The organism is Mesorhizobium sp. M0001 (assembly GCF_040324255.1).
In the GTDB taxonomy this organism is placed as follows: domain Bacteria; phylum Pseudomonadota; class Alphaproteobacteria; order Rhizobiales; family Rhizobiaceae; genus Mesorhizobium.
On record NZ_JAMYVS010000001.1, the window covers coordinates 666,400 to 692,476 of the forward strand.

General features: G+C 63.9%; 20 protein-coding genes and 1 pseudogene. 8 read left to right on the forward strand and 13 right to left on the reverse strand.

The window, feature by feature from the left end; translation table 11 throughout:
• Nucleotides 1–116: 116 nt before the first annotated feature.
• Complete coding sequence (locus tag NKK50_RS03160; protein ID WP_023744734.1) at nucleotides 117–1,592, reverse strand: ABC transporter substrate-binding protein; 1,476 nt, start codon at nucleotides 1,590–1,592, stop codon at nucleotides 117–119.
• 121 nt (nucleotides 1,593–1,713) lie between these two features.
• A complete protein-coding gene (locus NKK50_RS03165) occupies nucleotides 1,714–2,994 on the reverse strand; it encodes an acetylornithine deacetylase/succinyl-diaminopimelate desuccinylase family protein (protein WP_023833827.1) in 1,281 nt (426 codons plus the stop codon).
• 223 nt (nucleotides 2,995–3,217) lie between these two features.
• Here NKK50_RS03165 and NKK50_RS03170 point away from each other — a divergent pair, with 223 nt between their 5' ends.
• Nucleotides 3,218–3,649: a L,D-transpeptidase gene (locus NKK50_RS03170; RefSeq protein ID WP_023681747.1), complete on the forward strand. Its 432-nt coding sequence runs from the start codon at nucleotides 3,218–3,220 to the stop codon at nucleotides 3,647–3,649.
• A 13-nt stretch (nucleotides 3,650–3,662) separates the two neighbouring features.
• Here the strand turns inward: NKK50_RS03170 and NKK50_RS03175 are convergent, their stop codons facing one another.
• The 7 genes from NKK50_RS03175 to NKK50_RS03205 all read right to left on the reverse strand — a co-directional run bounded on the left by NKK50_RS03175 (nucleotide 3,663) and on the right by NKK50_RS03205 (nucleotide 12,435).
• Nucleotides 3,663–4,670: a lipid A biosynthesis lauroyl acyltransferase gene (locus NKK50_RS03175; protein WP_031204004.1), complete on the reverse strand. Its 1,008-nt coding sequence runs from the start codon at nucleotides 4,668–4,670 to the stop codon at nucleotides 3,663–3,665.
• A 4-nt stretch (nucleotides 4,671–4,674) separates the two neighbouring features.
• Nucleotides 4,675–5,703 carry a zinc-binding dehydrogenase gene (locus NKK50_RS03180; RefSeq protein ID WP_023815478.1) on the reverse strand — a complete coding sequence of 343 codons (1,029 nt, stop codon included), beginning with the start codon at nucleotides 5,701–5,703 and terminating at the stop codon, nucleotides 4,675–4,677.
• Nucleotides 5,704–5,739: 36 nt separating this feature from the next.
• Nucleotides 5,740–7,011, reverse strand: a complete 1,272-nt coding sequence (locus NKK50_RS03185) for a beta-ketoacyl-ACP synthase (protein WP_023833825.1) — start codon at nucleotides 7,009–7,011, stop codon at nucleotides 5,740–5,742.
• Nucleotides 7,012–7,053: 42 nt separating this feature from the next.
• Complete coding sequence (locus NKK50_RS03190; protein ID WP_023833824.1) at nucleotides 7,054–8,244, reverse strand: beta-ketoacyl-ACP synthase; 1,191 nt, start codon at nucleotides 8,242–8,244, stop codon at nucleotides 7,054–7,056.
• A gap of 55 nt (nucleotides 8,245–8,299) precedes the next feature.
• On the reverse strand, nucleotides 8,300–8,581 hold the full coding sequence (locus NKK50_RS03195; protein ID WP_010909964.1) for an acyl carrier protein: 282 nt from the start codon (nucleotides 8,579–8,581) through the stop codon (nucleotides 8,300–8,302).
• A gap of 209 nt (nucleotides 8,582–8,790) precedes the next feature.
• Nucleotides 8,791–9,339, reverse strand: coding sequence for a histidine phosphatase family protein (locus tag NKK50_RS03200; protein ID WP_023670442.1), 549 nt, complete (start codon nucleotides 9,337–9,339; stop codon nucleotides 8,791–8,793).
• Nucleotides 9,340–9,438: 99 nt separating this feature from the next.
• Nucleotides 9,439–12,435 (reverse strand): caspase family protein, encoded by a 2,997-nt coding sequence (locus NKK50_RS03205; RefSeq protein WP_352543097.1) that lies wholly within the window; start codon nucleotides 12,433–12,435, stop codon nucleotides 9,439–9,441.
• A gap of 199 nt (nucleotides 12,436–12,634) precedes the next feature.
• Between NKK50_RS03205 and NKK50_RS03210 the strand changes: the two genes are divergently transcribed.
• The 3 genes from NKK50_RS03210 (at nucleotide 12,635) to NKK50_RS03220 (ending at nucleotide 16,512) form a co-directional block, all read left to right on the forward strand.
• On the forward strand, nucleotides 12,635–13,585 hold the full coding sequence (locus NKK50_RS03210; protein ID WP_023833822.1) for an AEC family transporter: 951 nt from the start codon (nucleotides 12,635–12,637) through the stop codon (nucleotides 13,583–13,585).
• A 251-nt stretch (nucleotides 13,586–13,836) separates the two neighbouring features.
• The gene (locus tag NKK50_RS03215; protein WP_023741556.1) at nucleotides 13,837–15,294 is read left to right on the forward strand and encodes an NAD-dependent succinate-semialdehyde dehydrogenase; all 1,458 of its coding nucleotides are present in this window, start codon (nucleotides 13,837–13,839) and stop codon (nucleotides 15,292–15,294) included.
• Between the two features lie 192 nt (nucleotides 15,295–15,486).
• The gene (locus NKK50_RS03220) at nucleotides 15,487–16,512 is read left to right on the forward strand and encodes an aldose epimerase family protein (RefSeq protein ID WP_352499666.1); all 1,026 of its coding nucleotides are present in this window, start codon (nucleotides 15,487–15,489) and stop codon (nucleotides 16,510–16,512) included.
• A 4-nt stretch (nucleotides 16,513–16,516) separates the two neighbouring features.
• Here the strand turns inward: NKK50_RS03220 and NKK50_RS03225 are convergent.
• Nucleotides 16,517–17,436, reverse strand: a pseudogene (locus NKK50_RS03225) (sugar kinase).
• 154 nt (nucleotides 17,437–17,590) lie between these two features.
• Here NKK50_RS03225 and NKK50_RS03230 point away from each other — a divergent pair.
• Both NKK50_RS03230 and NKK50_RS03235 read left to right on the forward strand, forming a co-directional pair.
• Nucleotides 17,591–18,034: a FixH family protein gene (locus NKK50_RS03230; RefSeq protein WP_023751587.1), complete on the forward strand. Its 444-nt coding sequence runs from the start codon at nucleotides 17,591–17,593 to the stop codon at nucleotides 18,032–18,034.
• Nucleotides 18,035–18,038: 4 nt separating this feature from the next.
• Nucleotides 18,039–19,238: a cytochrome-c peroxidase gene (locus NKK50_RS03235; protein ID WP_023744741.1), complete on the forward strand. Its 1,200-nt coding sequence runs from the start codon at nucleotides 18,039–18,041 to the stop codon at nucleotides 19,236–19,238.
• 1 nt (nucleotide 19,239) lies between these two features.
• On the opposite strand, the gene NKK50_RS03240 is transcribed toward NKK50_RS03235, so the two are convergent.
• Nucleotides 19,240–19,692: an Lrp/AsnC family transcriptional regulator gene (locus NKK50_RS03240; protein ID WP_352543098.1), complete on the reverse strand. Its 453-nt coding sequence runs from the start codon at nucleotides 19,690–19,692 to the stop codon at nucleotides 19,240–19,242.
• Nucleotides 19,693–19,856: 164 nt separating this feature from the next.
• Here NKK50_RS03240 and putA point away from each other — a divergent pair, with 164 nt between their 5' ends.
• The gene (putA, locus tag NKK50_RS03245) at nucleotides 19,857–23,465 is read left to right on the forward strand and encodes a bifunctional proline dehydrogenase/L-glutamate gamma-semialdehyde dehydrogenase PutA (protein WP_352499594.1); all 3,609 of its coding nucleotides are present in this window, start codon (nucleotides 19,857–19,859) and stop codon (nucleotides 23,463–23,465) included.
• An 87-nt stretch (nucleotides 23,466–23,552) separates the two neighbouring features.
• A complete protein-coding gene (locus tag NKK50_RS03250; RefSeq protein WP_023744743.1) occupies nucleotides 23,553–24,617 on the forward strand; it encodes a glycosyltransferase in 1,065 nt (354 codons plus the stop codon).
• Nucleotides 24,618–24,662: 45 nt separating this feature from the next.
• On the opposite strand, the gene hmuQ is transcribed toward NKK50_RS03250, so the two are convergent.
• Nucleotides 24,663–24,977 (reverse strand): heme-degrading protein HmuQ, encoded by a 315-nt coding sequence (hmuQ, locus tag NKK50_RS03255; RefSeq protein WP_023688161.1) that lies wholly within the window; start codon nucleotides 24,975–24,977, stop codon nucleotides 24,663–24,665.
• A 50-nt stretch (nucleotides 24,978–25,027) separates the two neighbouring features.
• Complete coding sequence (locus tag NKK50_RS03260; RefSeq protein ID WP_352543099.1) at nucleotides 25,028–25,984, reverse strand: energy transducer TonB family protein; 957 nt, start codon at nucleotides 25,982–25,984, stop codon at nucleotides 25,028–25,030.
• Between the last annotated feature and the right edge of the window lie 93 nt (nucleotides 25,985–26,077).

Here is a 26,077-nt window from a genome sequence, read left to right on the forward strand (position 1 = left end):
GCTGGCAATTGGCGAAAGCGGAGACGAGAGCCCAATCTCCCCCCTTGCGGGGGAGATGCCCGGCAGGGCAGAGGGGGGTGTGACGGAGCGCAAACGCCGCCCTTTGGCCCGCCGCCTCAATCCGCCCACTTCACCTTGGTCAGGTCATTCGCCTGGATCGGCGCGTTTTCCCACAGGCCCTGCAGCTTGGCGTCCCAGACGCCGACCTTCGGCAGTTCATAGAGGAAGCCGACCACGGCGTCGTCGGCCAGGATCTTCTGTGCTTCGCCGAGCAGCGTGTTGCGCTTGGCGTCGTCGGAGGTGAGGTTCAGCTCGGCGATGATCTTGTCGAAGGCGGGGTTGTCGTAGTTGAAGTAGTAGTCCTTGCGCGAGTAGATATCGATGTCGTTGGGCTCGGTGTGGGAGACGATGGTCAGGTCGTAATCCTTCTTGGTGAACACCTGATCCAGCCACTGCGCCCATTCGACCGGAATGATTTCCAGGTCGATGCCGACATCGCGCAGCTGCGAGGCGATGATCTCGCCGCCAAGCCGTGCATAGGAAGGCGGCGGCAGTTTCAGCGTCGCCTTGATGCCGTTTTCGAAGCCGGCTTGCTTCAGCAGCTCCTTGGCCTTGTCGACATTGTGCGGGTAGAGGCCGGTGAGGTCGACATAGGCCTTGCTGGCGGGCGACATGTGCGAGCCGATCGGCACGCCGAGGCCGGCCGAGGCGCCGTCGATGATCGCCTTGCGGTCGAGCGCGAAGGCAATCGCCTGCCGCACCTCGAGCTTGTCGAAAGGCGGCTTCTTGTTGTTGATCGCCAGAATGGTCTCACCCTCGGTCGAGCCGATCACCACCTTGAAGCGCGGATCGTCCTTGACCTGCGCGACGCTGTCGGGATCGAAGAAAGGGAAAGCCTGGATGTCGCCCGAGAGCAGCGCCGGCACGGCGGCGGCGGCGTCGGGAACGATGCGGAACTCGGCTTTGTCGAGGGATACCGGAGCGCCCCAGTAGTTGTCGGATTTGACCAGCGTGATCGACGAGCCCTTGGCCCAGCTCTGGAATTTGAACGGGCCGGTGCCGATGGGCTTTTCCTTGTTGGTGTCGGCGCTCTCCGGCGCCACGATCACCGCGTCGCCCCAGCCCAGATTGTAGAGGAACGACCCCTGCGGGTTCTTCAGCGTCACCTTGACCGTTGTCGGATCGACGACTTCGACCGTATCGATGGCGGCGAACAGGGCCTTTTGCGCGTTTACGGAATTGTCGGCACGGGCGCGGTCGAGCGAGAACTTCACGTCGCCGGCATCGAAATCGCTGCCGTCATGGAATTTGACGCCGGTGCGCAGCTTGAAGGTGTAGACCTTGCCGTCGTCGGAAATGGCCCAGCTCTCGGCGAGGTCGGGCAGCACTTCGCCATTCGGGCCGATGCGGGTCAGGCCCTCGAAGACGTTGGCGTAGAGCACTTCGTCGATCGCCGCGGCAGCACCGGCGGTCGGATCGAGATGTGGCGGCTCGAGCGGAATGCCGATCACCAGGTCGGTGCGTGCGGCAAATGCCTGACTGCCGGCCAGTGCCAGCACCGCGGCGGCAAGAATGGTTTTCCACAATTTCATCGTGCAACTCCCAAATGCTCGAACCCTTGTGCGATAGAAGCGTGATTTCGAGGTGGAGTAAATTGCGTTTCGTGCTCTGCAGCGGCGCGGGGAGGAATGTTTTTTCAGCGAAGTCGATGGTTCAGCCCGCGGCCGTGCCCCTGAGCAGCACATTGAGCCCGATCGCCATCACCTTGGCCGACTCCACCATATCAGAGATACCGACCCATTCGTCGGGCCGGTGGGCGAGGTCCAAAATGCCCGGGCCATAGGCGATGCAATCATAGATGTGGCCGATGCGGGCGATGTGCTTCTGGTCGTAAGTGCCTGGTGAAATGACATAATCCGGCTCGCGGGCGAAGATCGCCATGATGCCTTGCGCCACCGCCTTGACCACCGGCGCATCGCGCTCGGTCATCAGCGGCAGCACCTCCATCAGGTCGCGAATCTCGTAGTCGAACTTTTTGCGCTCGCGCTTCAGCCGGTCGAGGATATCGGTCACCTCGCTCTTGACCGTGGCAAGGTCCTCCTCGAGCAGGAAGCGGCGATCGATGGTCAGCCGGCAGGCGTCGGGCACGTTGGGTGAGGGCAGGCCGGGGCGGAAATCCTCAGTCTGGCCGCCATGGATCGAGTTGATGTTCATGGTCGAGCGCTTTGCGCCTTCGGGCACGACAGGCATGCGCGTCACCTTGCGATCGAGCGCCGGAAACAGTTCATCCTCGAAGGCCTGCAGCACGGCGCCCATGTGGCGCACGGCATTGTCGCCGAGGAACGGCATCGAGCCATGCGCGATCTCGCCCTTGGTCTCGATCTCCGCCCACCAGACGCCGCGATGGCCAAGACAGATGCGGTCCTTGTTCAGCGGCTCGGGGATGATGACGTGGTCGACCTTGGGTTTCGAGAAATAGCCAAGCTTCGCCAGATGGGCGACGCCGCCGAAGCCGCCGGACTCTTCATCGACGGTGCCGGAGATTTCGATGGCGCCAGGAAAGTCGGGGAATACCTCCATGAAGGCTTCCGCCGCGATGATCGAGGCGGCCATGCCCCCTTTCATGTCGCAGGCGCCGCGCCCGTAGACCTTGCCGTCCTTCACCACGCCGGCAAAGGGATCGACGCTCCAGCCCTCGCCGGCTTCGACCACATCGATGTGCGAGTTGAAATGGACGCAGGCCCCAGGCGAGCGGCCGTCGAAGCGGGCGACGACATTGACGCGGGGATAGCGGTCGGTATCGCCGGGCGTGCCTTCGGCGCGGATGAATTCGGTTTCGAAGCCAAGCCTGCCTAGGCGCACACCTATATATTCGACGCAGGGGCGATAGGCTTCGCCAGGCGGGTTGATGGTCGGGAAGCGGATCAGGTCGGCGGTCAGTGCGACCAAGTCATCAACACGGGCGTCTATCGCTTTGAAGAGTCGTTCGTTCATTCCCGGATTTGAGCAGGCAAGGGGGTGGTTTTGCAAGCATCGCGCCACTGGCGCCGAAACTTCGTGTCGCAGCGGCAACTATGGCGGGAAAATCGTTCAAATTCGCTGCTTTAGATTGGCGAATTTATCAAGGAGTGTGTGTTAGATCACTCACCTGTCGTTAAAAAGATGAAAAACCGCGTGATGACAGGGCAGGCAAGGGGCATCAAAGGGGTTTGATCTCATGACTAAAATCGTTCTCATGGCAGCTGCTTTTGCGGCGATGCTGTTCGGCACGTCCATCGAAAGCAGGGCTGCCTCGCTGGTGGCCAGCATCGACGTCTCGTCGCAGACCATGACCGTCAGCCAATACGGCCAGGTGCTTTATCGCTGGAGCGTGTCGACCGCCCGCAGTGGCTATTTCACGCCGCGCGGCACCTATCGGCCGCAACGCACGGCGCGGATGTGGTATTCGAAGAAATACCACATGTCGCCAATGCCTTACTCGGTGTTCTTCCATGGCGGCTACGCCATCCACGGCACCGGCGCGGTCAGGCAGCTAGGGCGTCCGGCATCGCATGGCTGCGTTCGGCTGCACACCGCCAATGCCGCGATGTTCTATGCGATGGTGCGCGAAGTCGGCTTCGGCAATACGCGGATCGTTGTGACGAACTGAGGCTTTCGACGACTTAAGATTGACGCTGCCCCTGGCCGGTGGCGTTGGCCTGTCCGCGCCGGCGGCGACGCCGGCCTGAGATTTCCCACCTTTTGTGGAACCACATCCACTGTCCCGGATCCTCGCGCACCCAGCGCTCGACCACGTTGGCGAGCAGTTGGGTGGTGGCCGCGACATCGACGCTGCCGCTTTCATTGCGCGGCAAGGTCAGCTTGTCCTCGATCTCGAGGCGGAAGCGGTTGCCAGGCAGCCGCACACATCGCGCCGGATAGACGTCGCAATCATAGTGACGGGCGAGCATGCCCAGAACCGGATTGCTCTGGCATGGGCGGTTAAAGAAGATTGTCTCCAGTCCGCTAGAGAATTTCTGGTCGACCAGCACGCCGATATTGCCGCCTTTCTCCAGAATCGACGCCAGCGCGAAGGAGGCGCCGGTCGAAGACGGCAGCAAGGCGCCCATGCTCGAACGCCGCGTCGAATGGATATAATCGGCGAGGTAAGGATTGTTCGGCGGACGAAACAGCGCCGTGATCTTCATGCCGAACGTCGCGGCAGCCACCGGCAGCAGTTCGAAATTGCCGAGATGGCCGGTGAACAGGATATGCGGTTTGTCCTCGCCAGCTATCTGATGGAAATGATCGGCGCCGCCAACTTCGACGCGGCCGGGCGTCGCTGCGTTCGGATCATAGTCGAAGAGCGCGTCGAGAAAGATGTATTCGGCGGCGAGCCGGGCCATGTTGCCCCACATGTCGGAGGCGATGGCCTCGATCTCGGCATCGCTCTTTTCGGGATAGGCAAGGCGCAGATTGTTGACGGCGACGCGGTGGCGCCCGACGCGCGGACCGATGCGGCGTGCCGCCCGGTCGGCAAAATTGAGCGCGCTGTCGGCGGGCAAAAGGCGCAGCAGCGAGATGATCGTCATCGCCACGCGCGCCACCAGCCAGTGCTCCATCTGGCGCAGTCTTCGGCCATAGCGGAACATGAAGTCCCGGCGGGCTTTCTTGAACACCTTGCCGACCATAGTCCTAAGAAACGCGCAGGATGATCTTGCCGAACACGTCGCGGCCTTCCATGCGCTTCAACGCGGCGTCGATGCCGTCGAAGCCGACTTCGGTGTCGATAACAGGTGCGACCTGTCCCGCCGCCATCTTCTGCATGGCGTTGGCCATGTTCTCCATGCGGCAGCCGAAGGACCCAAGCAGCTTCAGCTGCTGCTGGAACAGCTGCATCAGATTGATCTGCGTCGACACGCCGGAGGTCGAGCCGCAGGTGACCAGGCGGCCGCCGCGCTTGAGGCACAGCATCGAGGCGGCAAAGGTGTCGGCGCCGACATGTTCGAAGACGACGTCGACGCCCTTCTTCCTGGTGAGCTTGCGCACGACGCCTTCGAAACGATCGTCGCGGTAGTTGATGACATGGTCGGCGCCGAGCGCCTTGGCCTTGTCGATCTTGTCGTTGGAACCGACCGTGGTGATGATGGTGCAACCCATGCGCTTGGCCAGCTGGATCGCCGCCGAGCCGATGCCGGAGCCGCCGGCATGGATGAGGATGGTTTCGCCGGGCTGCAGCTTGGCATTGTCGAACAGCATGTGCTCGACGGTGCCGAAGGTGACGGGGGCGACAGCCGCGCCGACATCGGTCACGCCGGGAGGAGCAGGGACCAGCAGGCGCGCCGGCAGGTTGATCTTCTCCTGGGCAAAGCCGTCGAGATGGAAGCCGTGGACGCCCGAGACATGTTCGCAGAGATTGTCGCGGCCTTCGCGGCAGGCGCGGCAAAGGCCGCAGGTGCGCGCGCCGTAGATCGACAGCAATTGTCCGGGCAGCAGGCTGGAGACGCCGGGGCCGACAGCTTCGACCTCGCCGGAGGCTTCGGCGCCGACGACCAGCGGCAGCTTACGCTTGGCGAAGGCCATGCCACGCCAGCCCCAGACGTCGATATGGTTCAGCGCCACCGCCTTGATGCGCAGCGTGACTTCGCCCAATGCGGGGGGCGGCGGGGGCGGCAGGTCCACCGTTTCAAGACGGCGGTCCTCGATAAGTTGCAGTGCGCGCATGGGGCCTGTCAGTTCAGTCTGGCTGAAAAAGGTCGCTTAGACCGGTTCCCGCGCCATGACAAGGCAAGTGTTCTGGCCGCCGAAGCCGAACGAGTTCGACAGAACGCTACGAACCTCGGCATTGCGCTTCTTGTTGGGCACCACGTCGAGCACGATTGCCGGGTCGGGATTGTCGTAGTTGATGGTCGGCGGAATGACGCTTTCGCGCATGGTCATCAGCGAAAACGCCGCTTCGACGGCGCCGGCCGCCGACAGCGTGTGGCCGATCATCGACTTGTTGGACGAGACCGGCATCGAGCCGATGCGATCGCCGAACACGGTCGACAGCGACAGATGCTCCATCTTGTCGTTTTCCGGTGTCGAGGTGCCGTGAGCGTTGACGTAGTCGATCTCGTCCTTGCTCAGGCCGGCATCGGCAAGGGCGGCGCGGACTGCTGCGATCGCCGGCGAACCGTCGGGCTTGGAACGGGTGCGATGGAAATCGTCGGCCTTTTCACCGCAGCCGCGCAGGAGGCCGAGAACGCTGGCGCCCCGGGCAAGGGCTGCCTCAAGCGATTCCAGCACCAGCGCGCCGGAGCCTTCGGCCAGCACAAAGCCGTCGCGGTCCTTGGAGAAGGGTTTTGACGCCTTTTCAGGGATGTCATTGTGGGTCGACAGCGCCGAGAGCAACGAAAAGCGGATCAGCGCCTCGGCGGTTGCCGAACCGTCGGCGCCGATCGACAGCGCCCGGTCGCATTCGCCGCGGCGGATCGCTTCGACGCCGAGCTGGATGGCGGTGGCGCCCGAAGCGCAGGCCGTCGACAGCGTGATCGGCAGGCCGCGCGTGCCAAAGCGGTCGGCCAGCCGGTCGGCGATCGCGCCGAACTGCGTGCTTGCGAACGTATCTGTTTCCTTCAGCCCGCGCGCCACCCTGAGCAGCCTTTCGGCGCCGGCGCCTTTGCCGTCGGAATTGTAAAGCGCGAAGCGGTCGTGCCAGTCGAGTTCGACCGGCGGCGAGGCGAGGAAGAGCGGGCCACCGAAATCAGAGGAATCGAGGCCGGATTCGGCCACCGCCTCATTCGCGGCGGTTTCGGCCAGTTCGTAGGTCAGCAGGCTGGCGCCTTTCGAGCTTGAGTCGAGGAAATCGACCATGCCGGAGATGCGAGTGTTGAGGTGGTCGACGGGAAAGCGGGTGATCGGGTGGATGCCCGATTTGCCGGAGGTCAGTGCCGCCCAGTTATCGGCCTTGCCGATGCCGAGCGACGTTACCACGCCAATGCCGGTGACGGCGACGATCGGCCTGCCCATGTGATCTCTGAGATTGGCCATCCGGAACCTCTTAACTTTGCAGCATGATCGCGCAGCGCTGCTTCAAGCAGCGTTGACCAGCGCCATGCCCTCGAATTGGTGATAGCCGATTGCCGTTGCGAGCACGGTTTCGGGAATGCCTTCGAACGGCTTCTCGGCCGCGGCGTCGAAAACGGGGTAGGCGGCCTTGCGGTCGACGGCCAGGGCGGCGAGGGCGACCGCGAATGGAAACTGCGCTTCCTTCATATGCCCGGTCAGCGTCGCGAAGCCGCGCGCCGATATCGCCGGATTGGCATCCAGCGCTGCCTTTTCGGCTGACGTTGCGGTATGCGCCCCGGATGCGCCCGACAGGGCCAGCAACTTGCCGTTCGGGAGAGTTGCCTGTTTGAGCAGTGTCGCGATCTCGGCGTCAAGCTCGCCGCGCGAACGCCGGGCGCGGCCTGAGACGACCGGTCCGAGCTCGGCATAGATTTTGCGGCCGCGGCTTTGCGCGTGTTCGCGCTGCTCCAGCACCAGGAAGGCGCCGCCGGAGCCGGAGACCAGGCCGCCGCCCTCGGCGCCCTGTCTCTGCCAGACCGGCTTCCATGGGCCGCGATGCAGATAGCCGGCCAATTCATAGCCGAGCAGCATGTCGGAATGTTCGGTCTGGAAGGCGCCACCTACCAGTATGTGGGTCGACTGTCCGGAGCGGATGCGCGCCGCGGCGGTCTCGACGGCGGCGACGCCGGCACCTTCCTCGCCCATGAAGGTCCTCGACGATCCCGTCACCTTGTGGACGATGGAGATGTTGCCGGCGAGCAGATTGGAGAGCTGGGCCAGGAAAAGCGTCGGCCGCAATTCGGTGGTCAGCTTCTCGTTGAGCAGCACGTCGCGGTCGTTGCGGCTCTCGGACGCGGCGAGGATGGCGGCATCGACCGCCTCGTCTCGCTCGCCGCCGCCGGCAGCGACAACCATGTCCATGGTCGTGCAGAGCTCGTCATTGCCCTTGATGCCGGCGTCGTCCAGCGCCATGCCGGCCGCATAGGTGCCGAGCCGCTGCCATGTTTCCATCTGCCGCTGGTCGCCTCGCTTGGCGATCTGCAGGTTCCAGTCGATCTCCGGCAGTGGATGCACGGTGTAGGGCGCAAAGCGCGCGGATTCGAGCACCGGCTGCAGGCCGGGCTGCGCCAGCTTCTGCCAGTGGGTATCCGGACCCTCTCCCAGCGAGGAGACAAGGCCGATACCGGTGATGACGACGTCGCGAGGGCTGCTCATGAGCGGCTTTGTGGGTCAGGCGGCGCAGCCCGTCAAGGCCGCGCGCCAGCCGATATCAGGCGGTCTTGGCGGCGACCAGCGCGTCGATCTTGGCGCACAGGTTCTTCATGACGAAGTAATCGTCGGTCGAAGCCTTGCCGTCATTGACTTCCTGGGTCCACTTTTCCAGCGGCACCTTGATGCCGAATTCCTTGTCGATGGCAAAGACGATATCGAGGAAATCGAGACTGTCGATGCCGAGATCGTCGATCGTGTGGCTCTCGGGAGTGATGGTGTCGATATCGATCTCGCTGGTGTCGGCAATGATCTTGGCGACTTTGTCGAACGTGGTGGACAAGGGCTCTTCCTTCGGTTGCGGGCGGAATCTGTCCGCATCTGGTTTGGGCGCTGTCTAATCGGTTTTTCCCGGCAGGAAAAGGCCTGATGCGCGGGGCGCAGATGGGATGGCCCTCCCGTGAAGACAAGAAGGGCCGCCCGACAAGCCGGTGGCCCTTCCAGTTGACGTTACGTCAGCTAAGTTTTCACGGAGCTTGACCACTGGCTCTCTCAGAACGTGACGCGGCCGAGCACGCGCAAGCCATCGCCCTGCGGCTCGACCACCACCGCTTCGCCCTCGCGCGGCGAGACGCCGGTCAGCGCGACGATGTTTTCGAGATGCGTGACCATGACCAGATTGTCGGAACCGGTGTAGGCGCGGATTTCCTTCATCACCGCGTCGAGCTGCGCGGCCTTCTCGGTCGGATCGCTCCTCAGGAGGTCGAGCGGCGCAAAAAGCTCCGGCTCCGCTTCGAAGGCGATGCGGGCAGTGTCGAGGCAGCGGCAATAGCGGCTGGACAGCACCCGCTCGATGGGGGCGGCGCGGGCGCCGAACAGCGCGCCGATCTTGCTCGCCTGCTGCTTGCCGCGCGCCGATAGATTGACCTGGGTGGCACAGTTGTCGATGACGAAATTGGCGGGGTCGGTGGTGCCGGTGACCAGTGCGTGGCGAAGCAGCACGACATGGCCGCCGTCACGCAGCAGCGCCCAGCCGGCGTCGGTCGCGTGGGCGACGGCGGGAACAGCAAGCAGGAACAGCGACAGCACAAATCGAATCATCGAAACCTTTCCGGGAGCCGGATGCCGGCTCCGGTCATTCTGATATAGGGATCGGAAAGCCGGCACAAAGACAAGCGAAAGGCGAACCCTCGGTTCGCTTCACATTTTCGCCATTTGCTTCTTCGCCAGCTCGATCTTCTGATCGGTGAGCGGGATAGGGATCGTGTAGCCGGCTTCGGTGAAGCCCTGCTTGGCGTTCTCGAAGAATTCGATCGCCTTGAGATATTCCGGCTTGCCCGCGCCATAGCTGGCGCGGTTCCAGTGGACGTCGCCGATATTGTTCTGCTCGAAGGCCCACTGCAGCGGCTGACTTTCGCGCGTAAACACCTTCAGCGCCGCCGTGAACGCCGCTTCGGCGTCGTTGAGATATTTGTCGGTCCGCTGGAGATTGCCGAGATTGAGCAGGCTCATACCGATGCCATTTTGAGCGTTGGCCCAGTCGACCGGCGCGGCCTCGATGGTGAGTATTTCGAGCGCTGCCCGCCGCGCCGCAATCGAATCCTGCAGGGTCTTGGCATCGCCATTGCTCATGCTCAACCAGTGCAGCGTCGAGCCCAGGCCGGCCTGGGCCATTGCCCATTGCCGCGGGTTCGTCTCGCGCTTGTACTCGCGCAACGCATTGCCGTAGGCGTCGACCGCCTCGCTGTAATGCTCGGGTTTGTCGGTGACGCCGCCGAGAAGCTGCAGCGTGTTGCCGAGATTGTAGTAGCTCATCGCCCAGTCCTGCGGGAACTTCCGCCTGACATAGACCTGCCGTGCCGCCTGGAAGGCTGCCGCCGACTGTTCCAGCTTGGCCGCATCACGCGTGCGCTGGCCCAGCGTCTGATAGATCGAGCCGAGATTGTTCTGGGCTGACGCCCAGTCCATCGGGAAGCGCTTGCGGGTAAACACCGTCAGAGCGTCGTCATAGGCAGCAGCAGCTTCTTCGAGCGTAGCCGTGCCCATATCGAAGCGGGCGATACCGCTCAGCGCATTGCCCAGGTTGAGGCGGCTGGTCGCCCAGGACACCGGGAAAGTTTCGCGGGTTCGCACTTCCAGCGCGGCGCGAAACGCGTCGGCCGCCTCGTTGATCTTCGCCTTGTCGTTGAGCTGGATGCCAAGCGTTACAAGCGTGTTGCCGAGATTGTTCTCGACCATCGCCCATTCCACGGGTGCTTTCTCGCGTGTGTATTCCTCAAGCGCCAGCCGGTAGGCTGCTTCGGCCTGGGTGAGATGCTCGCCGGCAGGCTCACGCTCGGAGAGTGCATAGAGCGCGAGGCCTAGATTGTTCTGCGAACCGGCCCAGTCCAACGGCAGCTTGTCGCGCGGACGCTTCTCAAGGGTGGCGCGCGTCGCCGCCACCGCTTCATTGAGACGCTTCGGGTCGCTCTCGCGTTCGCCGATCTTCAGAAGCACGTTGGCCAGGTTGTTCTGCGCCGCGGCCCAGTTGCGGTCGTCCTTCTCGCGCTCGAACACCACCAGCGAATCGCGGAAAATCACCGCCGCTTCTTCGAGATGCGCAGTCTCGGTTTCGCGCTCTCCAATGGTCTGCAGCACCACCGCCATGTTGTTGCGGGTGATTGCCCAGTCGCGATTCTGTTCGCCGTTGGGGATGAAGTTCAAGATGGTGCGATAGGCCTCGATGGAGTGCTGCAGCGCATCGAGGTCGCCGGTGGCGTAGCCATGAGCGTTCAACGCCTCGGCCTCCTGGTTCTTGTAGTTCCAGCGCAGCTTTTCGTCCCACTTCTCGACCAGCGAATACGCCTTGGCATAGTCGTTGGCGGCGGATTTGTAGTCGAAGACCAGCGCGGCGGCGTCGGCGCGTTTGGCATAGATGGCGGCGTCGGCGATGCGCTTTTGCCGGAGCAGGTCCTCGGCCTCGTCGACCGCACCGCTGTTTTCCTCGATCCGGCCGACCGCGTCGTCGAGGAATTTGCGCGCCGTCACCATGGCGCCCTGGCCTATGGCCTTGTCGGCGGATGCGACCAGGCGACTGATCTCGGGATCGTCGGTGCGTAATGCGGCGCGCTCGGCCATCATCTTCTTCAGACGCTCGGCCTGGCTGTCCAGCACCTTCTGCAGGTCGTTGGGATCCTCAGGGATCTTTTCCGTGCCGAGCGCCTTGAGCACGCCGTAGAGCGCGTCAAGGGGCACGCCGTCCTGGAGAGAAGCCAACTCCACCTGAGCCCGTTTGGGATCGGGCAGGTCGGAAATGGTCAGCAGCAATTGCCGCCTCTCGCCGGTGATCAGCCCGTCGTCGCCGGTCGGTTCCGGCGGCGCGACGCCGAAATAGAGCAGGCGACGCAGGCTCTCGCTGACCCAGGGGCGCTGCTTTGCCTTGGTGTCGAGATAGACTTCCTCGGTGACCATGCGCATGACCGAGCCGAACTCGGTGCCTTTCATCGCCGTGAGGTGGCGCAGCAGGGCGGCGGCGTAGGGGCTGTTTTCGCCGGCGGCGCCATCGAGCGCCGGTCGGCCCGGCTCGGCGGCGAAGCCGACCACGGTTCCCAGGCTGGCATCATCCACTGAGGCACTGGCAAGCGCCTTGGCGCCGCGCACCGGTTCCAGCCCGCCGGCGCCGACAGGCTCGGCGGAAGCCGTCGGCCCGCGTCGCACGACCGCGTCCGGCGGAAACGGGTTGGTGCGGCAGGCGTCAAGCAGCACGATCGTCACCGGCACGGTCTTTTTCAGCTCGTCCATGACGGCTGAAATCGGCACCAGCGCCTCACCGGCATTTTTCAGCGACGAGACGTCGGCGTCGACCGGCATCAGATAGTTCTCGCCGCCCGACTCGATGCCGTGACCGGAATAATAGATGAAGGCGACGTCGGCGCCGTCGGCATCCTCGACAAACCGATCGAGATCGCGCTTCAGCTTGGCGGCATCGCGATCGGTGACGTTGCGGGCGTCGAAGCCGAGGTCGGTCAGCATCTTGGCCATGTCGCGGGCGTCGTTGGCCGGGTTGGCAAGGGCTGCGATGTGTTCGTATTTCGACTGGCCGATGATCAGCGCCACGCCCTTGAGACTTTTGGTCTCGGCGGCCTGGGCCTCAGATACGCCAAGGCAAAGCAGTATAGCGACGAAACCCGCCAGCCACCCCTGTCTGACCAGCCACACTTGTCTGACCGGCCACCCCTGTCTGAAATGACGCTGTTTCGGCGTCGCAACCATTCGCTGTGTGTCCGCCCTGATGATACCAAGCCTGTATAGCGCTGCCACCCGACCATTATCAAATTCAGGCGCCGGGCGGATCGAGGATCAGTTTCTGAAGATCATGGCGATTGCGCTGGAATCCGGGCTCGCCTATCCCTGAAAAATGTCTCCGCTCACCGAAACCGTTCTTTTCGTCTTCAGCCTCGTCGCGCTCGGCTATGTCACCGGGCTCACCGGCTATCTGAAACCGGCCAGCGGGGACGGCATCTCCGAATTCGCCATCAACGTCGCGATGCCGCTGCTGCTGTTTCGGACGATGGTGAATTCGGATTTCCACGGCGTGGCGCCCTGGTCGCTGTGGGGTGCTTATTTCGCGGCGGTTGCAATGACATGGGCCGCCGGCCATCTGGTGACGACACGGATCTTCGGGCGGGACGCGCGCACCGGCATCGTCGGTGGAGTGTCGTCATCCTTCTCGAATGTGGTGTTGCTGGGCATTCCCTTCGTTCTCGGCGTATTCGGGTCCAGCGGATTCGAAGTGCTGTCGCTGCTCGTTTCCGTGCATCTGCCGACCATGATGATGGCTTCGATCATCATGTTCGAGATATTTGGCCGCGGCGTCAGCGAGCCCGTACACCCGCTGCGCATCATCCAGAGCTTTCTGAGAAGACTGTTCACCAATCCGTTGATCATCGGCATCCTGGCCGGGCTGGCATGGCGCCTCACCGGCGCGCCGCTGCCGAACCTTGCCATGCGATTGGCCGATGCGCTGGCTAACACCGCCGGGCCGGTGGCGCTGTTCGCCATGGGGCTCAGCCTGCGCCGTTTCGGCATTTCCGGTAACATCCGACCGGCGCTGGCGCTGTCGACGCTGAAACTGTTCCTGATGCCGGCGCTGGTGCTCGGCCTGGTCTGGCTGTTTGGCCTGCCGCCCTTGACGGCCAAAGTGGCGGTCGTGGTGGCGGCGCTGCCGTCCGGCATCAATTCCTATCTCATCGCCGTGCAGTTCAACACCGGCCAGGCGTTGGCGTCGAACCAGATGACCATCGCCACGGCAAGCGCGGTTGTTACAACCGCCTTTTGGCTGACGGTGGTGGTGCATGTCTTTGGGTAGGCTTGGTCTTCTGTAAGGCTGGTCTTTGGCAAGGCTGGTCTTTGACAAGGCTGCGGCCCAAACTAATTTACATGTGAATTTTCTCTGGCGTTGGGCTGGCCCAAAGCCTATATGCCATCTTGCAATTGCTTGCCGGGCTTGCCCTAGGTAAAGAGCAGTGGCTTCAGCGTGTCGGCTCCGCCGCCATTGTGCACGCTCGTTCAAGAGATCCAGGAAACCGGCCCGTCAGTGCGCCGAACGGAGGCTAGACCATGCTGCAGAAAACCAGCCATTTCATGCGCCAGGCCAATCTCATCAACGGCGAATGGGTGCAGGCCGACAGCGGCCAGACGGTCGACGTCAACAACCCGGCCACCGGTCTCAAGATCGGCACCGTGCCGAAGTCGGGCAAGGCGGAAACCCGCCGCGCCATCGAAGCCGCAAGCGAAGCCTTCAAGACCTGGCGCAAGACGACCGCGCTTGAGCGCTCGAAGCTGTTGCGCAAGCTGCATGACGCGATGATGGACAATCAGGATGTGCTGGCCGAACTGCTCACCATCGAGCAGGGCAAGTCGCTCGCCGAATCCAAGGGCGAGATCGGTTCGGCTGCCGCCTACATCATGTGGTTTGCCGAGGAAGGCCGCCGCACCTATGGCGATGTCGTGCCATCACCATGGGGCGATCGCCGCATCCTGGTGACCAAGGAGCCGGTCGGCGTCATTGCCGCCATCACGCCGTGGAATTTCCCCTCCTCGATGCTTGCCCGCAAGCTTGGCCCCGCGCTTGCCGCCGGCTGCACCGCCGTGGTCAAGCCGGCCTCGCAGACGCCGTATTCCGGCCTTGCATGGGGCGCGCTCGCCGAGGAGGTCGGCTTCCCAAAGGGCGTCATCAACATCCTGACGGGTGCTGCCGGCGAAATCGGCGACGAGATCTGCGCCAATCCGCTGGTGTCGAAGATCACCTTCACCGGCTCGACCGAGATCGGCAAGCTGCTGATCCAGAAGTCGTCCGTCACCGTCAAGAAGGTCTCGATGGAACTCGGCGGCAATGCGCCGTTCCTGGTCTTCGACGATGCCGACCTCGATCGCGCCGTCGCCGGCGCCATCACCGCCAAATACCGCAATTCCGGCCAGACCTGCGTGTGCACCAACCGCTTCCTGGTGCAGGCCGGCATCTACGACAAGTTTGTCGAGAAGCTGGCTACCGCGAGCAATGCGCTGAAAGTTGGCTCGGGCCTGGAAGAGGGCGTGCAGCAGGGACCGCTTATCGACGCGAAGGCGGTCGAGAAGGTCGAGGAATTCATCGCCGACGCCACGTCGAAGGGTGGCAAGGTCGTTGCCGGCGGCAAGCGCCACGCGCTTGGCGGCTCATTCTTCCAGCCGACCGTCATCGCCGATGCGAAGCCTGACATGCGCTTCATGAAGGAAGAGATTTTTGGCCCGATCGCCCCGGTATTCAAGTTCGAGACCGAAGAGGAAGCCATTGCGCTTGCCAACGACACCGAGTTCGGCCTTGCCGCCTATTTCTACACCGGCGACCTCGGCCGCGCCTTCCGGGTCATGGAAGGCCTGAAATACGGCATGGTCGGCGTCAATGAAGGCCTGATCACCACGCCGGAAGCGCCGTTCGGCGGCGTCAAGGAATCGGGCCTCGGCAAGGAAGGCGGACACCAGGGCATCGAGGATTACCTCGACACCAAATATGTCTGCATCGGGGGTCTCGGCCTCTAAATCATTGACGGGCAGGGCAGGCCCGGGCCGGCCCTTGCCAGACGACATTCAGCCGGACTGGAGCGGTTCAGCGTTTCACGGAAACGCCGAACCGCTCCAGTTCTTTGTTTTTTGCAATTCCGGACGGAAAACCGTTTCACACTTTTCCTGGAATTGCTCTAAGTCGATAGATCGACGAATTAGCATTTGGACATAGCGATGAAGGACGGCGAAGTCTTCGGCACGACGCAGGCAGGCGAATCCGTTCGCCGTTTCACCATCCGGGGCGGCGGCGTCAGCGCCAACATCATCGGGCTCGGCGCAATCATCCAGGATCTGCGGCTCGCCGGCCACGACGCGCCGCTGGTGCTGGGCTACGATCGCTTCGAGCCTTACGAGACCGACCGGGCCTTCTTCGGCGCGGTCGTCGGCCGCTATGCCAACCGCATCCGCGACGGCCGATTCACCATTGCCGGCCAGCGCTACCAGACCGAGCGCAATTTCCTCGGCAAGCACACGCTGCATGGCGGCTCGGAGGGCTTCTTCCATCGGCCGTGGACGGTTTCGCTGCACGGCCGGGATTTTGTCACCCTGACCCTGCACGATCCCGAGGGCACGATGGGCTTTCCCGGCGCGCTCGACGTCACCTGCACCTACCGGCTGAAGATTCCCGGCACGCTCTCGATGGAACTGACCGCCACTTGCGAGGAGCCGACGCTGTGCAATCTGGCGCAGCATTCCTATTTCAATCTCGACGATGGCGGCGCCGGTGACATTCTCGACCACCGGCTGATGCTGAATGCCGGCGCCTATACGCCGGTCGATGGCGAGATGATCCCGACCGGCGTGGTCAAACCGGTCGACGGCACGCCCTTCGACTTCCGCCAGGCGCGGCCGCTGCGCATGGAAACGGAAGGCGAGCAGCTTCCTTACGACGTCAATTTCTGCCTGGCGTCAGCCCGGGGCCCGCTTCACCAGGTGGCGTGGGCGCAAGGCGCCAATTCCGGCGTCGAGATGGAGGTCTGGACCACAGAGCCTGGCCTGCAGCTCTACACCGGCCAGTATGTCGCGCCAACCTCAGGCGGCCTGGACGGACGGCGCTACAAGGCGTTTTCCGGCTTTTGCCTGGAAGCGCAGACATGGCCCGACGCGCCGAACCGGCCCTATTTCCCACAGGCCACGCTGTGGCCGGGCCAGATCTATCATCAGGTGACGGAATATCGTTTCAGGCTTCCCTAAGGTCTTAGCCCTCGAAAGCGGTTCTTAGAACCTCGAACGGCGCCAGCGCGCCTCGCACCTGCACGACAGCGGCGGCGACGCGATGCGCGCGCTGCACGGCATCCGCCGGGGCATGGCCGGCAAGCCGGGCGGCGAGATAGCCGCCATTGAAGGAATCGCCGGCGCCGGTGGTGTCGACCGGGGTGGCGACATGCTGGGCCGGAACCGGCTGCAGGGCTCCGCCAGTGGCGATCAGCGCGGGTTCCTCGCCATTCTTGACGACGACTTCGCCGACCAGTTTTCCGAACCGCTCGGCGGTCGCTTCCGGTGCCGAATCGCCAAACAGCATCTGCTCGTCGGGAAAGGTCGGCAGCGCGATGTCGGCGACGGCAAGCGCGTCGAGGATCGCGGCTTGCGCCTCCTCGCGGCTCTGCCACAGGCGCGGCCGGTAGTTGGGGTCGAAGGCGACGAGCGAACCGGCAGCCCGCGCCTTGGCCACTTCTGCCAGCAACGTCTTGCGCGCGGCGGCATCCAGAATTGCCAAGGTGATTCCGGAAAAATACACAAGAGCCTGGTTTTCAAGGCTTTTTGCCAAGGCGGCCGGTCCGAGGCAAGCCGCCTGGCCGCCGCGTCGCTGCGCCAATAGGTGAAGGCGCGTTCGGCGCCGGTCAAGGTGATGGCGTAGAGGCCGGGCCGCGCGCCTGGGATGACCGGGCTGGCGCCGATGTCGATGCCGTTTTCGGCGAAGAACGAAATCTGGCCCTGCGAGAAGGGATCGTCGCCGAAGGCCGAGACATAGGTCGCCGGCCGCTCGCCGCTCAGCGCATGCAGCGCCCACAACGTGTTGAACGTGTCGCCGGCAAAGCCCATGCGCCAGTTCGGCCCGGCCTGGCCGGACAGCTCGAGCATGCATTCACCGATCGAAGCGACGCCGTCTGCTGCCATGTATCTGTCTCCGGACCAGTTCGCTGCTGTAGCTTTTTGCGGCCGGCAGCGCCATGCTTGGCGGCGGCGGTTTTTTGCGCCAGAAGCGTTTTCCCACAGAAGCGGCGGGACGCGAATTGCTTCCCGAGACGTTATGTCCAGAAGAGGAACCGGTTTGGCATCGATATGGCGTTATCTTCTTGCGGGCGTTGGTCTGGCCGCCTTGCTGGCTGGCATATTGGCGATCGTCTATCTGACCGCGCCGCAGTCGGCGCCGAGCCCCGATGTTTCGCGCTCGAAGAAGACGGCGAACGGCTTGTTTGTCGCCAGCATTCAGCCGGAACGCGGCGTTATCCGGCAAGGCGAACTGCAATCCTGGTTGCTGACCCTGAAGACGGTCAAGGGCGATTCCGTGGAAGGTGCGGCGATCTCGGTGTCCGGCGGCATGCCGCAGCACAATCACGGCTTGCCGACCAGTCCGCAGGCGACCGATTATCTTGGCGAGGGGCGTTACCGCATCGAGGGGCTGAAATTCACCATGAGCGGCGTGTGGCAGTTGCGCTTCGCCATTTCGGCGGCGGCCGGTTCCGACACGGTCGTCTTCAACGTGGTGCTGTGAGCGGATGAACGGCCTGTTGCGCCTTCTGGCATTGGCGGCGGTCGTGCTCGTTGCCGGCTGCGGCAAACCGGATTTTTCCGATGCCGAGAAGAAGACCATCGCTTCGCTGGCGCTGAACACCTTGCCGGCGCTCAAACCCGACACCACCAACCGCTTCGCCGACGTGCCGGCCGCCGCCGCCCTGGGCTCCACTCTGTTCTTCGACCAGGGGATGAGCCGTGACGGGAACGTATCCTGCTCGACCTGCCACAAGATCGACCGGCAGTTCCAGGATGACCTGCCGCAATCCGTCGGCGTCGGCCGAACCAACAGGCGCTCGATGCCGCTGGCCGGCATTGCCCGCAATCCGTGGTTCTTCTGGGATGGGCGGCGCGACAGCCTGTGGGCGCAGGCGCTGACGCCGCTGGAAAATCCGCTCGAGCAGGCGGGAAACCGCGCCGCCTTCGCCCATTACATCCAGAAGCGCTTTGGTGCGCGCTACGAGCGCATCTTCGGGCCACTGCCGGATCTTTCCGCCGTGCCGGCCCACGCCAGCCCGCTTGGCAACGAGGCCGAGCAGGCGGCCTGGAAGGCGATGACCCCAACTCAGGCTGAGGGCGTCAACCGCGTCTTTTCCAATATCGGCAAGGCGATCGCCGCCTTCGAACGGTCGATCGAACCGGCACAGACGCGCTTTGACCGCTTTGCCATCGATCTTGCGTCAGGCGCCAAGCCGAAAGCCGACGATGCCTTTTCGCAGGAGGAGATGCTCGGGCTGAAACTGTTCATCGGCAAGGCCAATTGCGTCACCTGCCATAACGGCCCGCGCTTCACCGACAACGCTTTCCACAACACCGGCGTGCGGCCGGTCAGGGATTTGCCATTGGATCGCGGCCGTTTCGATGCGGTGGCCCAGGTTCAGGCCGACCCATTCAACTGCTTCGGCGCCTTCCGCGATGGCGACGCCGGCGCCTGCGGAGAACTGCGCTTCATCGTCAAGGCAGCACCCGAACTGATGCGTGCCTACAAGACGCCGTCGCTGCGGGGCGCGGCGACACGGCCGCCCTATATGCATGCCGGACAGTTCTCCACGCTGGAGGAGGTGGTGGCGCACTACGCGAAGGCGGAGGCGGCCGTTGAAGGCACCTCCGAAGTGCACCCGTTGCAACTGTCGGACCGCGAACGCGCGGCGCTGGTGGCATTTTTGAAGACGCTGTCGGAGTGAGCTAGCGATCCTTCACCGTCTCCATGGCCACGAAGGTCGAGGTCTGCGCAACATGCGGCAGTGCCGAGATGCGCTCGCCGAGCACGCGGCGATAGGCGGCGATGTCGGTGGTACGGACTTTCAGGAGATAATCGAAGCTCGACGCCATCATGTGGCACTGCTCGATCTCCGGCACGGTCTGCACCGCACGGTTGAAAGCATCGAGCGCGGCCGAGCGCGTGTCCGACAGTTTGACCTGGACGAAGGCGACATGGCCTTCGCCCATGCGCTCGCGATCGATGATCGCCTGATAGCCCCTGATATAGCCGTCCTTCTCCAGGCGCTTCACCCGCGCCTGCACCGGCGTCTTCGACAGGCCGACCTTGCCGGCCAGTTCCGACATGGACAGCCGCCCGTCGCGCGCCAGCGCCGACACGATGTTTCTGTCGATGCGGTCCAATTGGTCTTCTGTCACGGATATCACAGCCCATCTGATAACAATTGAGCCGCAATGATAGATCATTCGGCCTGCCATGTCGATTTCTTTGGACCGGCCGAAAATGCGGCTCTGTGCTAGCTTGCGCCATTCGGTCCGGCGACCGCCGGCCCGCTCCCAGATGCTTGCTCCGCAGGACCGCCATGCCGCTCGACACCATCCGCCAGCAGATCCGCGCCAACTACCTGCCCGACGAAGACGCGGCTGTGAAGCGCCTGGCTGCCGCGACAGAACTTTCGGCCGATGACCGCAAAGCCGTCTCGGCCCGTGCCGCGGATCTGGTGCGCGCGGTGCGCGGCTCGTCCGACCCGCGGCTGATGGAGGTTTTTCTCTCCGCCTACGGCCTCTCCACCAAGGAAGGCGTGGCGCTCATGTGCCTGGCCGAGGCACTGCTGCGCGTGCCTGACACCGAGACTATGGACGACCTGATCGCCGACAAGATCGCACCGCATGACTGGTCGGCGCATTCGGGCGGTTCGAGCTCGATCTTCGTCAACGCCTCGACCTGGGCGCTGATGCTGACCGGCCGTGTGCTCGACGAAGGCGAGGGCGGCATTGAAGGCACGCTGCGCTCGATGGTTCGCCGGCTGGGCGAACCGGTGATCCGCAAGGCGGTCGCCGCCGCCATGCGCGAAATGGGCGAGCAGTTCGTGCTCGGCCGCACCATTGCGGAAGCCGTCAAGCGCGGCAAGTCGATGATCCAGAAAGGTTATCTCTATTCCTTCGACATGCTGGGCGAGGCGGCCCGCACCGAGGCCGACGCGCTGCGCTACCTCAAGGCCTATGCCGACGCGATCTCCTCGCTCGATTCAGGCTCCAACGGTCCCGATATCCGCCAGAACCACGGCATCTCGGTCAAACTGTCGGCGCTGCATCCGCGCTACGAAGAGGCACAGAAGGAAAAGATGCTGCCGGTGATGGCCGAGCGGCTGCTGTCGCTGGCGCTGGCCGCACGCCATTCGCGCATGGGCCTCAACATCGACGCCGAGGAGGCCGACCGGCTCGACCTGTCGCTCGACATCATCGAGCGTGTGTTGTCCGAGCCGGAGCTTGCCGGCTGGAATGGCTTTGGCGTCGTCGTCCAGGCCTACGGCCCGCGCGCGGCCTTCACCATCGACTGGCTCTATGCGCTGGCGGAAAAGTACGACCGCAACATCATGGTGCGGCTGGTCAAGGGCGCCTATTGGGACACCGAGATCAAGCGGGCACAGACGCTCGGGCTTTCCGGCTACCCCGTCTTCACCCGCAAGGCCAACACCGATGTTTCCTACATGGCCTGCGCCAGGAAGTTGCTGTCGATGACCGACCGCATCTATCCGCAATTCGCCACGCACAATGCCCATACCGTCGCCGCCATCCTGTCGATGGCTGACAACCGAGACGCTTTCGAATTCCAGCGCCTGCACGGCATGGGCGAAGCGCTGCATGAGACGGTGCGCCGGGCCGAAGGCACGCGCTGCCGCATCTATGCGCCGGTCGGCGCGCACTCCGACCTCTTGGCCTATCTGGTTCGCCGCCTGCTGGAGAATGGCGCCAACTCCTCCTTCGTCCATCAGCTCACCGACGAGGACGTCGAGCCGGAGGATATTGCGCGCGATCCGCTCGAGACGGTCGAGAGCCAGGGCCCCGCCGCCAATCCGGCAATCGCTCGTCCTGCGACGATCTTCGGCGCTGGTCGGCGCAACTCGAAGGGGTTCGACATCACCGATCCGGTGACGCTGGCGGCGATCGACAAGGCCAAGGCGGCCTTTGCCGGGCCCGAGCGCTGGCATGCCAAGCCGATGACGCGCGCCGCCGGCTACGGCAAGCAGCGCCCGGTGGTCAATCCGGCAAAGCCTGCCGAGATCGTCGGCACGGTCGCCGAAGCCGCTGCCAAGCAGGTCGCGACCGCGGTGCGCTTTGCAGTGGAAGCGCAGCCGGCCTGGGCAAAACGCCCCGTCGCCGAGCGCGCCGCCATCATCAACCGCGCGGCCGACCTCTATGAGGCCAATGCGGTCGAGTTTTTCGCGCTGGCTACAAGGGAAGCCGGCAAGTCGCTGGCCGACGGCGTGGCTGAACTGCGCGAAGCCGTCGACTTCCTGCGCTACTACGCTGCCGAAGCGGCCAACAACGAAGCGGGCAGCGAGGCGCGCGGCGCGATCGTGTGCATTTCGCCGTGGAATTTCCCGCTCGCCATCTTCACCGGCCAGATCGCGGCAGCGCTCGTCACCGGCAATTCGGTCATCGCCAAGCCAGCCGAACAGACGCCGCTGATCGCCTTCCGCGCCGTCGAGCTGCTGCGCGAGGCCGGCGTTCCGGAAGATGTCATCCAGCTTCTGCCGGGCGACGGTCCGGCGGTCGGCGGACCGCTAACTGCGGATCCGCGCATTGCCGGCGTCTGCTTCACCGGCTCGACCGAGGTTGCAAAGCTGATCGAGAAGCAACTGGCCGAGACGGCCGCGCCGGACGCCATGCTGATCGCCGAGACCGGCGGTCTCAATGCCATGATCGTCGATTCCACAGCACTGCCCGAACAGGCGGTGCGCGACATACTGGCATCGGCTTTCCAGAGTGCAGGCCAGCGCTGTTCGGCGCTTCGCGTGCTCTACGTGCAAAAGGATGTCGAGAAGAAGATGCTGGAGATGCTGAAGGGCGCCATGGAAGCGCTCACCATCGGCGATCCCTGGCAGATTTCGACCGATGTCGGGCCGGTCATCGATGACGAGGCGCAGGAATCGATCCGCGAGTATTGCACCAAGATGGGGCTGCAGGGCCGGTTGATTGCCAAGCTCGAAGCACCGAAGGACGGCCGCTTCGTTGCGCCGCATGTGTTCCGGGTCAAGGGCATCGAGGAGATGGAGCGCGAAGTGTTCGGTCCGGTGCTGCATGTCGCCAGCTTCGACGCCGACGGGATCGACGCCGTCATCGCCGCCATCAACCGCAAGGGCTATGGCCTGACCTTCGGCCTGCACACCCGCATCGAAGGCCGCGTCCAGCATTTCGTCGACGGCATCCATGCCGGCAACATCTATGTCAACCGCAACCAGATCGGCGCCGTCGTCGGCTCGCAGCCCTTTGGCGGCGAGGGGCTTTCGGGCACCGGGCCGAAGGCCGGCGGGCCGCATTATCTCCGGCGGTTCCGCAAAGGGCCGGAGGCGGGCACGGAGATTGCCGAGGGCCACAAGGTGACGGCGACCGAACTGGCCGACAATCTGCCCGATCCGACGCTTGGCGGCTGGTCGACGCGGCCGGACCGCATCGCCATCTTGAGAAAGCATCTGCGCGGCAAGGGCGCTGCAGCGATCGGCGCTGCAGCCGCCATCGATTTCGGCCAGGTCGACCTGCCCGGACCGACCGGCGAGGCCAACACGCTGTCGCTGTCGCCGCGCGGCCGGGTGCTGTGCCTCGGTCCGGACGCCGAAACGCTGCTTGGCCAGACGATCCAGGCGCTGGCCGCCGGCAATGCGGTGCTGGCCGTGGCGCCGGGCGCGCCGGCAGCACTGTCGGCGCTGACCGGCAAGGGGTTGCCGCTGGCGGCCATAGACGGTCGGCCAGACCCAGTCGAAGCGCGTTCGCTGCGCGTCGATGTCGTCGCCTTCTCGGGCAGGCCCGAGGCGGCGCGGATCGTGCGCAAGGTCATTGCCGACCGCAGCGGGCCGATCGTGCCGCTGGTCAGCGAGGTGCTCAACCCGGCGGCCTATGCGCATGAACGCGCTGTCTGCGTCGACACCACGGCTGCCGGCGGCAATGCCAGCCTGCTCGCGGCGGCCTAGGGGGCTTTTCGCGGCTCGCTTGCCTGCGTCGGGTTGCAAGGGTATGCGCAAGGGACAGAGAGCAACTCGAGCGGGGCAGCCGAACAGATGGAAGACACGTCCCGACCGTTTGAGCTGCCGCGCGTGGCGGTGGTCATCACCTGCTTCAACTATCGGCCGTACGTCGAACAGGCGATCCGCTCGGTGCTTGCGCAGACCTACCGGAATTGGGCATGCGTCATCGTCGACGATGCCTCGACGGACGGCTCGGCCGGCTTTGTCCGACAGCTTCTAAGGGATATAGAAGACCCGCGCCTGCGCCTGTTGGCGCGCAAGGAGAATGGCGGGCAGACCGCGGGATTCCGCGACGGCTTTGCCGCAACCGACGCGCCCTTCGTCGCGTTTCTCGACGCCGATGACGTGTGGCTGCCGGATTTTCTCCTCGCGCATCTGTCCGCCCACCTCAACACGACGCATTCGGCCGCACTGTCGAGTTCCGATGTGTTCCTTGTCGATGGCGACGGCACCTTGCTGGGCGGTACCTTCCTTGCCTTGCGCAAACCGCGGTCCGGAGCGGATCGCAGTGGCGTCGCCATCGCGCCCGGTGGCCGGCTTGCCGGCATGGCGCCCGGGATCGCCTACGCATCGGAGCATCCGGTAACCTATTTCGCACCTGCGGTGACGGGCTGGCTGTGGTCGCAATGCTCGGCGATCATGTACCGGCGTGGCGCGCTGGAACCGGTATTGTCCTTCCCGTTCAAGGCCAAGGTCGGGACGGATTATCTGACGGCGACACTCGCGCACCAAGCCGGCGGCAGCCTCATCCTGTCAGAAGGTCTCGGCCTCTATCGCCTGCATGGCTCCAACCTGTCCACCGGAACTGCCTTTGCCGGCGGCAATGTGCGGCAAACGCCTGCATACAGGAGCTACAGGAGCGTGTTGGCGGCGGATGCCGCAGACTATTTGCTGGCGAATTCTGCCTGGCTCAGCGATCTCAACGGGCGCAATTTCATACCTGCATTCCTGACGCAGCATGTGCGCCAGTTCCCGGAGCTGGCCGGTGATCCGCGGTTGGCGCGCTATCTGACACGCGGACAGCCCTGGCGGCGGCTGCGCCTGCACATTGCCCAGCGGCTTCGGCGACTGGGCGGCCGGAATTCAACCGGAACATGAGGGCATCTGCCCGTCGTCAGATCTCGTCGACGGGTGAAATCTCAATCAGGCCCCTTCGACGACCGAAAAGCCTTCGAACTGCGGATGGCCGAGATAATGCACCTTCGAGGTGCCGGTGTTGCGGTGGGCGGCGCGAAAATTCTCGGATTTGGTCCAGGCGACGAAATCCTCATGGCTTGCCCACACCGTGTGCGAGGCAAACAGCGTGTAACCCTCGGCCTCGTTGACCGGGCCGCGCAGCAAGTGGAACTCTCTGAAGCCTTCCATCTTCGAAAGGCTGGAATCGCGGTTCTTCCAGACATCCTCGAAGGCGGTCTCGGAGCCGTTCTGGACCTTGAAGCGGTTCATGGCGATGTACATTGGGCTTCCTCTTGAATTGATGGACGATTTGGCGAAGGTCTACGAGCTGGTTAAAACGGACCGATCCGCGCCCTGAACACCCAACTTGATAATCCGGTCTCGGGTGGAATGGGCGGGAACGGCGCTTGCTGGCGCACCAGTTTCAAAGCGAATTGGTCTAGCTCTGCAGACCCTGAACTTTCGACAAGCTGCAAGTCGCTGACGCTGCCGTCGGCCATGACGACGAAATAGACCCTGGCATTGTTGCGAGCCTTGGCTTGAACCGCCTTCGAAACGTGGCGGTTGGCGCGGACAAGCTTGTTCTGAACTTCAACGCTGTAGCCGGATTCCATCGAATTGCCCGCCGCGCTCTGTTTTCCGCCTTTGCTGGCAACCGCCGTTGCCTCGCGCTCCTCGCCATCTGCCGTGCCGCCAGTCTCTCCCGATATTGGTGCGCCTGATATTGATGTACTTGGCCTCGGGCTTGGGACTGGTCGCCTCGCGGTAGGCAATTCAACGGCAGGCTCATTGGCGGGAGACGCCTCCGAACTCTGCGTTTGAACCGGTGACGGTGCAGGCGTCTCAGCCTCTGGGGCGACACTTTGATCATCCGGGATGGCGGCCGTTGGTGCATCCGGAGCGACGACTGCCTGCTTGGCAGCTTCCGGCGCAGATTTGGGCGCCGCCGGCTCCTCTACGGCTTGAGGCGCCTCGGTTTGCGGCGTGGGTTGGACGGGGTTGGCCGGCTGCGGATCGGTTACCAGGGTAACATCCACCGCGTCGGGTACCGGGTTTTGCAAAGCGGTGCCGAGGACGTCGGCGCCTGATCGATCGGCGCCTTCGGCCTGTATTGCCTTCCCGGTATCGAATGTCCCGGCGGGTGCGACCATGAACGCCGCTGCGGCAGCGGCATGGAGCAGGCAGGACGCGACGATCGCCACAGTCCATTTGCGCGCCGGCCGTACGAGCTCGTCCATCGTAATCGCCGGTTCGTTGCCGGCGTCGGGGAGGGGGGTGATGTCCTGCATGGTTCGCGGCGAGACCTGCCGCGAGCGGGGTGGGATTGTCAAATCAAGATCGGTTGCCGGCCATGACGGAGGGCCGGAGACAGGCCGCGCCGG